This is a genomic window from Streptomyces sp. NPDC057271, from assembly GCF_042668715.1.
In the GTDB taxonomy this organism is placed as follows: Bacteria; Actinomycetota; Actinomycetes; order Streptomycetales; family Streptomycetaceae; genus Streptomyces.
This window is the reverse complement of the sequence record NZ_JBHUYJ010000163.1, coordinates 1-10584: the sequence shown is the minus strand read 5'-3', so window position 1 is coordinate 10584 and position 10584 is coordinate 1. Positions and strand designations below refer to the sequence as shown.

At 71.5% G+C, this 10584-nt stretch carries 11 protein-coding genes; 6 read left to right on the top strand and 5 right to left on the bottom strand.

From position 1 onward, the window contains the following. The first annotated feature begins 148 nt into the window (after positions 1-148). On the top strand, positions 149-1459 hold the full coding sequence (locus ACFUJR_RS37300) for a ricin-type beta-trefoil lectin domain protein (protein ID WP_383179007.1): 1311 nt from the start codon (positions 149-151) through the stop codon (positions 1457-1459). 66 nt (positions 1460-1525) lie between these two features. On the opposite strand, the gene ACFUJR_RS37295 is transcribed toward ACFUJR_RS37300, so the two are convergent. Next, positions 1526-1792, bottom strand: coding sequence for a DUF4235 domain-containing protein (locus tag ACFUJR_RS37295; protein WP_383179010.1), 267 nt, complete (start codon positions 1790-1792; stop codon positions 1526-1528). Then, positions 1789-2280, bottom strand: coding sequence for a DUF3618 domain-containing protein (locus ACFUJR_RS37290; protein WP_383179013.1), 492 nt, complete (start codon positions 2278-2280; stop codon positions 1789-1791). The genes ACFUJR_RS37295 and ACFUJR_RS37290 overlap by 4 nt, the downstream gene beginning before the upstream one ends. Before the next feature lie 232 nt (positions 2281-2512). Here ACFUJR_RS37290 and ACFUJR_RS37285 point away from each other — a divergent pair, with 232 nt between their 5' ends. Together ACFUJR_RS37285 and ACFUJR_RS37280 are read left to right on the top strand one after the other, a co-directional pair. Then, entirely contained in the window at positions 2513-3352 is an 840-nt protein-coding gene (locus ACFUJR_RS37285) for a class II glutamine amidotransferase (protein ID WP_383179016.1), read from the top strand. Between the two features lie 92 nt (positions 3353-3444). Then, complete coding sequence (locus ACFUJR_RS37280; protein ID WP_383179019.1) at positions 3445-3885, top strand: VOC family protein; 441 nt, start codon at positions 3445-3447, stop codon at positions 3883-3885. A 99-nt stretch (positions 3886-3984) separates the two neighbouring features. Here the strand turns inward: ACFUJR_RS37280 and ACFUJR_RS37275 are convergent, their stop codons facing one another. The 3 genes from ACFUJR_RS37275 to ACFUJR_RS37265 form a co-directional block, all read right to left on the bottom strand. Next, positions 3985-5271 (bottom strand): PP2C family protein-serine/threonine phosphatase, encoded by a 1287-nt coding sequence (locus ACFUJR_RS37275; RefSeq protein WP_383179021.1) that lies wholly within the window; start codon positions 5269-5271, stop codon positions 3985-3987. Between the two features lie 127 nt (positions 5272-5398). Continuing rightward, positions 5399-7252 (bottom strand): N-acetylmuramoyl-L-alanine amidase, encoded by a 1854-nt coding sequence (locus tag ACFUJR_RS37270; RefSeq protein WP_383179024.1) that lies wholly within the window; start codon positions 7250-7252, stop codon positions 5399-5401. Positions 7253-7784: 532 nt separating this feature from the next. Continuing rightward, positions 7785-8750: a pirin family protein gene (locus ACFUJR_RS37265; protein ID WP_383179027.1), complete on the bottom strand. Its 966-nt coding sequence runs from the start codon at positions 8748-8750 to the stop codon at positions 7785-7787. 144 nt (positions 8751-8894) lie between these two features. Here ACFUJR_RS37265 and ACFUJR_RS37260 point away from each other — a divergent pair, with 144 nt between their 5' ends. The 3 genes from ACFUJR_RS37260 (at position 8895) to ACFUJR_RS37250 (ending at position 10470) form a co-directional block, all read left to right on the top strand. Next, positions 8895-9239 (top strand): tetratricopeptide repeat protein, encoded by a 345-nt coding sequence (locus ACFUJR_RS37260; RefSeq protein WP_383179030.1) that lies wholly within the window; start codon positions 8895-8897, stop codon positions 9237-9239. Between the two features lie 86 nt (positions 9240-9325). Next, positions 9326-9709, top strand: a complete 384-nt coding sequence (locus ACFUJR_RS37255; protein ID WP_383179033.1) for a DUF6153 family protein — start codon at positions 9326-9328, stop codon at positions 9707-9709. Positions 9710-9801: 92 nt separating this feature from the next. Next, positions 9802-10470, top strand: a complete 669-nt coding sequence (locus tag ACFUJR_RS37250) for a DUF305 domain-containing protein (protein WP_383179035.1) — start codon at positions 9802-9804, stop codon at positions 10468-10470. Positions 10471-10584: the final 114 nt, after the last annotated feature.

Here is a 10584-nt window from a genome sequence, read left to right as displayed (position 1 = left end):
CCCCCGTCCCGGCCGGGGACGCCGCCGCGTCACTCCGCGCACAACCCAGGCCTCTTGACGGCCACTTAACTTACTTCTTAAATCATGGAGGCGACAAAGGGTATGTCATGCACACGCCCACCCCCCACATCCGACGGAAGAGAGAGCCATGCACTCCTCCCGCCCACCTCGCCGCCCCCTGCGGACGGCGCTGTCCGCCCTCGCGGGTGCCGCTCTGCTGCTCGGCGTCGCCGGAACCGCCCCCGGCCCCGCCGCCGGCGGCACGCGCACGGTGCCCGCCGCCGAGGCGGCCGCCGTCACCTTCGCGGAGGAGTTCGACGGCCCCGCGGGCTCCGCCGTCGACGCCGGCCGCTGGCAGCTCGAAACCGGCGACAACGTCGCCAACCACGAGCGGCAGTACTACACGGCCGGGACCGCCAACGCCGCGCTCGACGGCCAGGGCCATCTCGTGATCACCGCGCGCCGCGAGAACCCCGGCAACTACACCTGCTGGTACGGCCGGTGCGAGTACACCTCGGCCCGGCTCAACACCGCCGGGCGCTTCACGGCCGAGTACGGCCGGGTGGAGGCCCGGATGAAGGTGCCCCGCGGCCAGGGCATGTGGCCGGCGTTCTGGATGCTCGGAAACGACCTCGGCCAGGTCGGATGGCCGAACTCGGGCGAGATCGACGTCATGGAGAACGTCGGCTTCGAGCCCTCCACCGTCCACGGCACCCTCCACGGCCCCGGCTACTCCGGCGCGGGCGGCATCGGCGCCGGCTACACGCTGTCCGGCGGGCAGGCGTTCGCCGACGCGTTCCACACGTTCGCCGTCGACTGGGCCCCCGACCGGATCACCTGGTCGGTGGACGGGACCGTGTACCAGACCCGCACGCCCGCCGATCTGGGCGGCCGGGACTGGGTCTTCAACAAGCCTTTCTTCCTCATACTGAACCTCGCCGTCGGCGGCTACTGGCCCGGCGACCCCGACGGCTCGACCGACTTTCCCCAGCAGCTCGTCGTGGACCACGTCCGCGTCACCACCGGCGACGGACCCACCACCGGAAGCCGGATCACCGGGCTCGGCGGCATGTGCGTGGACGTGGCCGGCGCGAACACGGCCAACGGCACGCCGGTGCAGCTCTACGACTGCAACGGCACCGCCGCACAGCAGTGGACGGTCGGCACGGACGGCACGATCCGGGCGCTGGGCAAGTGTCTCGACGCGGCCTCCGGCGGCACGGCCGACGGCACCCTCGTCCAGCTCTGGGAGTGCAACGGCACCCCGGCCCAACGCTGGGTCGCCAACGCGGCCCGGGACATCGTCAACCCCCAGGCGAACAAGTGCCTCGACGCCACCGGCAACAGCTCCGCGAACGGCACCCGCCTCCAACTGTGGACCTGTTCCGGAGCGGCGAACCAGAAATGGACGGTCGTCCAAGAAACAGGCCCCACCGGCCGGATCAGCCCCTCGCCCTGACCGCCGTCATGGCGAGGTGCGGTCCTCGGCGCGAGGTGCGGTCCTCGGCGCCCACGGCCCGGCAGGTCAGCCGGGCCAGGTTCCGGTCACGCGACGGATGGCGGTGGCGCCGGAGCGGTCGACGGCGGCCTTGACGGTGGCGAAGATGGCGCCCTGCAGGGCGGCGGCGATCAGCACCTCACGCCAGGTGCGTTCCTCGTCGGTGGCGCCGGGGGCGTCCTTCTCGTGGCCGAGCCTCATCCACACCTGCTTGAACAGCGCTCCGGAGATCATGCCGGTCGCGGCGCCCAGGGCCAGGCCGACCGGCTTGTAGACGACTTTCGAAGCCTTCATCGATGTGCCTTCCTGAGTCGGCGCATCACCGCCACGGCCAGCAGCCCGAGCCCGGCCGCGGCGATCAGCGCGATGCGGTTCTCCCGCGCCCCGTGGGCGGCCTGGTCGGCCCGCTGCCTCAGGGGTTCCGGGGCCTTCTCCTGCACCACATGCCCGGCGTGGACGGTCCTGTCACGAACCTGAGCAGCGGTGCTGCCGGCCTTGTCGCGAACCTGCGCAGCCGTGCTCCCGGCCTTCTCCCGCACGGGCTCGGGGGTCTTCTCCCGCACGGTCTGAGCGGCGTGGGCGGCCTTGTCCCGCACCTGGGTCGCGACGTGGCCCGCCCGGCCCCTCACCGCGGCGGCCTTGTCATGCGCCGTGGCCCTGATGTCGGCCTTCGTGGCCGGCGCGTCGACGGTCTCTCCGAGCTCCTCGCGGGCCTGCTCCACCTTCTCGCGCAGTTCTGCCTTGGCGCCGGTGTTCTGCGGTTCGTCCCGAGACGGGGTCATCGCTTCGCCCCTCTCCTCGTCGGTTCGGTCTTTCCCGCACGGTCATCTGCCCTCCGTATCGATGCGCGCGTACCCGGTCTGGCGCGGTCCACCCGGCTCGAACCGCCCCTTTTCGCCGAAACGACACTGCCGGCCGACAGTGAGCACCGCGCCGCGCGCCCGCTGTCACGGACAGGCACTCCAGGCCCTCAGCACGTAGGCTCGGAACAGGCTCCCGAAGGGGATGGGGCGTATGTGTCGCTGGCTCGCCTACTCAGGTACGCCGATGCTGCTCGACACCGTCCTCTACCGTCCCGAACACTCCTTGATCAACCAGAGTCTGCACGCCAGGATGGGCGTCGAGACGACCAACGGCGACGGATGCGGCCTCGGCTGGTACAGCACGGACGGAGACGGGACGCCGGCGGTGTTCCGTGATGTCGGGCCGGCCTGGAACAACCGCAATCTGCGCGAACTCGCGGCGCATGTCCGCTCCCCCCTGTTCTTCGCCCACGTCCGGGCCTCGACCGGCTCCGCGGTCCAGCAGACCAACTGCCATCCGTTCCGCCACGGCCGGTGGATGTGGATGCACAACGGGGCCATCGCGGACTTCCCCCGGCTGCAGCGCGATCTCTGCATGGCCGTCGACCCGGCGCTCTTCCCCTCCATCGAGGGATCGACGGACTCCGAGGTGATGTTCTACCTGGCCGTCACCTTCGGCCTCGACCAGGACGTACCGGGTGCGGTGGCCCGCATGGCGGGCACGGTGGAGCACCTCGGCAGAGAACACGGCGTGCCTGATCCGATGCAGATGACGGTGGCGGTGAGCGACGGGGAGCGCGTATGGGCGTTCCGGCACTCCAGTCAGGGAAAGTCCCGCTCGCTCTTCTACAGCAGCAGGGCCGAGGCGGTCCGGCGTCTTCACCCCGAGATCCACTATCTCAGCGAGATCTCCGACGAGACCCGCATCGTCGTCTCCGAGCCCCTGGGCGACCTGCCGGGCGTGTGGAACGAACTGCCGGAGTCCAGTTACACCGTGATCCCTTCCGGTCCCGACACCGACTACCATCCGTTCGTTCCGGAGTCGCCGTAGGGACCGGCGGATCTCGGTCGGGGCGGGCGGCAGCCGACGTTCCCGCGGCGGTCGGTGGGCTTGCTCATGGCCGCGCGGGGCAGACGGGACGCATGACTGTGCCCAAGACCAGTGTCCTCGTCCTCGACAGCACCGATCCCGAACCTCTCGCACGGTTCTACGCGGCGCTGCTGGCTGCCAGCGTGGAACCGGCCGACGGGGATCCCGATCTGCTGCTCGTCTCCGGTGACGCCGGAGTGGCCCTCGGGATCCGCCGTGACCTCGGACAGGCGCCGCCGAGCTGGCCCCGCCCAGAGGATTCCCAGCAGGCCCACCTGCAGTTCTTCGTGGCCCCTGACGCACTCGACGAAGCCGAGCGCGAGGCGGTCTCCCTCGGCGCCCGGCCCGTGGCTGCGGTGCGCGACGGTACCCGGTCCGACCGGCGTACCGACGTGCGCCGTTACACCGACCCGGCCGGGCACTCCTTCGTCCTGGCCGTTCGATCCGCCGACGGCTCTCGTCAGCCGGCGATCGCTCGTCCCCGGCAGTCGTGAGCACGAGCGGCGGCGCCCCGTCCCGGGCCCGCCCCGCCCGGCGGCAGCACCGCGAACTCCCCTTGTCCGAGAGGTGATTCCGTGCGGTGGGCGTGCGGGTCAGAGACGGACGACGACGAGGGCGATGTCGTCGCGGGCACCTCCGGCGACCCCCAGCCGTGCCAGCAGCTCGTCGGCCAGCCGCTCCGGGTCATGACCGACGAGGTCGCCGAGGGCGGTGGTGAGCCGGGCCAGGCCCGAGTCGATGTCCTCGTCGCGGCGTTCGATCAGCCCGTCCGTGTAGAGGACGAGCGTGTCTCCCGGGCGGTAGGCGGTGCGGGACTGCGGCCGGAGAACATGCTCCGGCCGGGCTCCCAGCGGCGGGTCCGTGGCCTGGTCCAGCAGCTCGCAGGTGCCGTCCGCGTGCAGAAGCACCGGCGGCGGGTGCCCTGCGCTGGAGTAGACGACCAGCTGGGACCGGGTGTCCACGAACGCCATCACCGCGGTGGCGGCGAGCGCCCCGTCGATGGAGCGGGCGTACATCCCCAGCACCTCCAGGGCCTGGGCGGGCCCCGAGACCGACCGGCCGGCGGCGGACAGGGCGCTGCGGAGCATGCCCATGACGGTGGCGGCTTCCAGGCCGTGGCCGACGACGTCTCCCACGGCGACCGTGAAGCGCCCTTCGGGCAGGTCGACGGTGTCGTACCAGTCCCCGCACACGTTCAGCGAGCCGACGGCCGGCAGGTACCGCACGGCGACATCCGTGTGCCGGGCCAGGTCCGGGGAGTGCAGCATCGCCTCCTGCAGCGCGAGCGCGACCTCCCGTTCCCGGGCATGCGCCCGGCGGAGTTCCTCGTTCAGCCGCTGCAGTTCCCGCGCCCGGCCGTACAGCTCGGCCTCCGCCCCGTCCTCGTTCCGGTTCTCGTCGCCGATCCCGACTCCGTTCCCGATCCCGTTCCCGGGCGGCTGCTCGCCGTCGCCGTGACGGTGGAACCGGCGGGCACGGACGAACGAGGTCACGTCCTCCACCCGGTGGATGATCCATGCCACCTGCCCGTCCGGACGCGTGACGGGGGCGTTGACCGGGGACCACCAGCGCTCCTCGAACACTCCAGGCCGCTCGGTCACGGGGATGTCGTACTTCTGCAACGCCATGACGTCCGTCTGGCCCGTGGCCAGCACCCGTCCCAGCGACGCCCCGAGATTGCTCACGCCGTCCGCGGCGGGGTCTTCGGGATTGTCGGGGAAGGCCTCGAACAGGGGCCGGCCCAGCAGCTCCTCGCGGCTGCGTCCGGTCGCCCGCAGATACGCCTCGTTGACATCCACTATCACCAGATCCGGCGAAAGCACCAGATACGGGCTCGGCGTGGCTGTGAACAGCGCCCTGTAATCCATCTCCGGCTTCACGGCCCACCGGCCCCTCCTGCGGGGATGCCTCTGTCGCCAACCTACTCAGCCCTCTGGCCATCCGCGCGCCGGCACACCGGATCGGCGCGGTTCCGTGAAGGTCCCGACACGAGCGGTGACGAAACGCTCAGCGGCGTGTCTCCGCATGGTTCACGGTGGCGAGGCGGCGGTTGTACTGGATCACGTCGTACTTCTGGTCACCCGTCACCACGACCTCCGGGCGCGTGGGGGTGGCGGGGAAGAAGTCGTCGGCGTGCACCGGGGTGCGGGCGGCCACGTACGCCTGGCCTTGGGGGAACGCGTACATGGTGAACCGCGTCTGTTCCGATGCGACGACTCCCCGGGGGTACTCGTCGACGCGGGGGTAGGCCGTCGTGTAGACGGAGACCGACGTCGCGCCGCTCGCGGGACGGACGATCCGCGCGTTCGGGGCGGGGCGGGTGTGCGCGCCCGCCGGGTTGTGGATCCATCCCCTCCGCCCGCCGAACCAGATGGCCGTCCAGTCCCCTCGCACGTCGGCGACCACGAACTCCTGCCCCCACATCACGGTGGCTCCCCAGTCGTCGATGCGGTCGGTTCCCGCCGCTCCGTCCGGATGGAGGGCGGCATCGGAGACGAGCGGGGCGTCGGCCCGGGGCTCCGTGCGGACGTGGAGGAAGTTCGAGGGCTGGGTCTGGGTACGGCACTTCGGATCGCACACCCTCACCGTCTGCACGTTCTTGCCGTACTCCGGGGCGATCATGACCGCCTGCCCGATCCCGATGTCCCCGTCTCCGGCTCCCGCCCCGCCCCCGGGCTTCCGGCGCTCGTCGGCACCGAGGAGGGCCATGAACCTCTCCCAGTCCCAGTAGGGGCCGGGGTCCCAGTGGGCGTCCGGCGCGCGGGCCGGCCGCGGGGGAAGGACGTTGTCGTGCCCGACGATGTGCTTGCGGTCGATTGGGACGTCGAAGCGCCGTGCCAGGTAGGCCACCAGCGCGGCTGTCGCCTTGTACTGGGCCGGGGTGAACCAGGTCGGCCCCTGGGCGGCGTAGCCCTCCATCTCGATGCCGAGCCCGTGCAGATTGACCCAGTAGTTTCCGGCGTGGAAGGCGATGTCCTTGGTGGCGACCATCTGGGTCGCCTCACTGCCGTCGGCCTTCATCACGTAGTGCGCGGAAACCCCGCTGGACGGGTTCTGGAACCAGCTGATTCCCGCGTCGTAGGGCCCTTCGATGTCATGAATGACGATGAAGTCGACGTCGACGCCGTTGGAGTTCCGCGCGGACACCTGGTAGTTCGAGGCAGCGGCGGGGACGAACCGGCAGTTCAGCTCGGTGGGGCACTCCGGCACCCCCGCTGCGGGAAGCGTCCGCAACCGCAGGGATGCGAGCTGTGACGTCGCCGGACGAACGGATGGTCTCCTCTCCAACGAGACCGTCTGGCCGTCCTCGCGCACACGCTGTCCGCCGGTGCGGATCACGGCGAACACGCCGTCGGCGAACCGTCCGGCCGTCGCGGTGTCGGCGGCCTGGCTGTAGCGCGCGACGGCCCCGTACCAGTTACCTGGATCCGGCGAGATCTCCCGGGTGATCTGCCGTTGGTACGAGGCGAGGAGGGCAGCGCCGCCTCGGAGGTTCTGCCGTTCGTCGCTCTTGAGCGCCCGGGGTGGGACGCCGATCATTTCGGCGGCGGCCTGCAAGGTGTGTTCGGAGGGATCGTCGGTGCCGGTGGCGTCCACGGGCCCTTCACCTGGGCGGTGGGCGTACGTCTTCCCGGACGTCGTGTCCGTCAGGTGCATCGGCCCGTAGCCGCCCTTGGTGCTCGGGCGGCCATGGTTGCCCTCCCACCAGGAGGACTCGTGGCTGACGCCGAGAAGCACCTCCTTCGGCACAGCGAACTCCGCCGCTGCCTGCTCGGCCGCCCGCTCGAAGTCGCCCGGCGTCACTTCGGACGGCCGGGCGGTCCCTGCGGCGGCGCATCCCCAGATGAGGGCTACCGCCACACCCGTTGCGCCGAGGCCTCGCCGCCCCCTGTGTCTTCTGGCCACACCACGTCCCATTTCGCTCGGCGGTCGGAGTCGTCGTCGAGGCCGGTCCAGCGGCCGCCACCATCCTTGGGGCGGCAGCCTCCCGGCCCGACCGACACGCCCGACACACCCGGGCCCGTCACCGCACCGGAGCAGTTGACGGCCAGGACGTGACGAGTTCGGGGTGGTGGGCGCCGAGGTGGAGCGGGCGGAAGGGCGCGCCGGGGGAACAGGCCCGAGCGCGCGCAGGCCCGCGAGGAACGAGCGGGGCGAGCACGGTCGGGGCTGTGAGCCCGGCTCAGGCGCCCGGTGGCAAACCGAGCCGGAGACCGGCGATGTCCCGCGCCCTCGTGGACACGGAGTCGAGCGCGTCCACTCCGGCGTCGCGCCGCCTCGCGTCCGCCGCCCGGCCCGCCGGCACGAGCCGATCGGCCGAAGCGGGTTGCCCGAGCGAGCGCCCGACGAGGTCGGGTGGCGGGTGTCGCACGAGGCACGTGGGGCTTCGTGGTCAGCGCACCCTGCCCCGCGGCTTCAGGTGGGTCGGGGGGAGTTCCGGGGAGGGGATCGGGGAGCCGTCGTAGCCCTTCACCTCGCCGAAGCGGGTGCCCGTCATCCAGTCTTCCCGGGCCTGTGCGATCTCGTCGTGCGAGCGGCCGATCCAGTTCCAGAACATGACGATCTCCTCCTCGAACGGCTCGCCGCCCAGGAGCATCAGGCCCGCGTCCGAGGTTGCGCGCAGGGGAAGTTCGGTGCGGCCGCAGCCGAGGTAGAGCATCGACCCCGGGAGGACGGGGACGCCGTCCACGTGGGCCTCGCCCGACATGGACAGGACCGCGTACTCGAAGTCCGGTTCCAGGGGAAGGCTCGTCTCCGTGCCCGCCGTCAGGGCGAGATCCGCGCCGATCAGGGGGCTGTAGGTGGTGCCGGGCGAAATGGCGCCGTCGAGTTCGCCGAGGATCACGGTGGCCGTGAGGCCGGGGGCCGTGACCTGGGGGAGGTCCGCGTGGTGCTGGAAGCGGGGTTCGACGTGGCGGTGGGCGTCCGGGAGCGCCACCCAGAGCTGGGCGCCGTGGAGGAAGCGCGCGTGCGACCTGGGGCTCTCCTCGGAGTGGGAGATCGCCCGGCCGGAGGTCATGAGGCCCAGCTCGCGGGGGCGGATCGTCTCCAGGCTGCCCGTGCTGTCGCGGTGCAGGACCTCGCCCTCGTGGAGCCAGCTCACGGTCTGGAGTCCCATGTGCGGATGCGGCGGGACCTGCATTCCGGGCTCGTCCGCGATGTCGTCGGGGCCGTAGTGGTCGACGAAGGCCCAGGCCCCCACCATGCGGCGGCCGAGGTTGGGGAGCAGACGGCGGACCTCGGTCGACTCGCCGAGCTGGACGTGACGGGGGCTGAGGAGTTCCCGGACCGGCTCTGCGACGACGAAGCCGCGGCCGCCGCAGACGGTGAGGGCGGCCTGACGATCAAGATTGCTCATGCCACTCAACCTATTCCTCTCACGCGACGAGGCGGGCGTGTCTCCACACGGAAATAGTAGTGGAATGTTCAATCATCTTGGGATGTTGAGACGACGGCGCCACCCCACAGGGTGGCAGGGTAGGGACGCTACGAGGGAGCGCGAGTGAACGACACGTACTACGAGTTCGGGACGGCCGGCGAGCGCTGGGACCGGGCCCGGTTCTTCTTCGAGGCCAAGGAGTACCATAAGGCGGCGCGCATCCTGCGCGGTCTCGTCGCCGAGCACCCCGAGCAGACCGCCCAGCGACTGCTGCTCGCCCGCTCCTACTACCACTCCGCGCAGCTCTCCCGCGCCGAGACCGAGCTGCGCGACGTGCTCGACCGGGACCCGGTGGAGCACTACGCCCGGCTCATGCTCGGCCGCACCCTGCAGCGGCAGGGCCGCCCGGCCGAGGCCGCCCCGCATCTCCGGCTCGCCGCCGCCATGAGCGGCGACCTTCCGGAGTAGGCCCTTGCGCCGGTCCCGCGGCCGCCTTCGGTAGGGTCGTCGCGGGAGGTCGGGCCGTGCGTACGGGACGAGTGGGACAGAGCCGCATGCGAGCGGGAGGTGCCGTCGCGCACCTGCTGCTCGTCATGGTGCTCGCCCTCGGCGTCTTCGTGATGCATGCGGTCGGCCACCCGGAGAGCGCCTCGGACACCGGGACGGTCGGCGTGTCGCATGCCTCCGCCCCCGTCCACCCCACGGGAACCGAGGCTCCCGCCGCCCCTTCGCACGACTCCGGCATGGCGATGGACATGACCACGCTCTGCGTGGCCGTCCTGGGCGTCTGGGCCCTCGCCCGGCTCGTCCTCGGCGCCCTCGGGCGCCGTCCCGACTGGCTGGTCCGGCTGCTCGGCCGGCTCACCCGGTCGCTCGCGCCGAACGCCCCGCCGCCCATACCTCCCGACCTCGCTCAGCTGTCGATCCTGCGGATATAGGCCGAATCACCACCGCGGGCGCGCCTCGCGCCGCCCGCACACGTGTCCCTTCGGCCTTTCCGAACCTTCACAGCACACGAGGTGTGACAGACATGCGTGCCTTCACCGACCACCCCACCGCCCGAAAGCTCACGCTGGCCGGAGCCGCCGCCGTCGCGGCCCTGTTGCTCGCCGCCTGCGGCTCGGCCGACGACCCCGGGAACGACGCGGCGAGCGGGACGAAGCCGGGCGCCGCGGCCTCGCCCTCCGGCTCCCCCGCCGCCGACGCCGACGCCGACGCCGACGCGTTCAACGACGCGGATGTGGCGTTCGCCCAGGCGATGATCCCGCACCACCAGCAGGCTCTGGAGATGGCGAAGCTCGCCGACGGCAGGGCGGAGGACGCCGGAGTCAAGAGGATCGTCGCCGACGTCGAGAAGGCCCAGGACCCGGAGATCCGGACGATGAGGTCCTGGCTCAAGGCCTGGGGCAAGCCCGAGTCGGCGGGCCAGAGCGGTCACGGCGGCGGACACGGCAGTGGCCACGCCATGGCCGGGATGATGTCCGAGCAGGACATGAAGGAGCTGGAGTCCCTCCGGGGCAAAGCCTTCGACCGGAGGTTCGCCGAGCTGATGATCGCCCATCACGAAGGGGCCGTCGAGATGGCGAAGACCGAGCAGAAGGACGGTCGCGACGCCACGGCGAAGAAGCTCGCCGGCGACGTCGTACGGACCCAGTCCGCCGAGATCGCCGAACTGAGGAAGATCCTCGACCGGCTCTGACCGAAGCCCCTGCCGGCGGCCCCCGGGGAACCCCGGGGGGCGCCGGGCCGAGGGAGTCGGTTCGAAGCCGCCCCTTCCAGGCCGTCCGGACGGGGACTCGATTGACCTACGTCT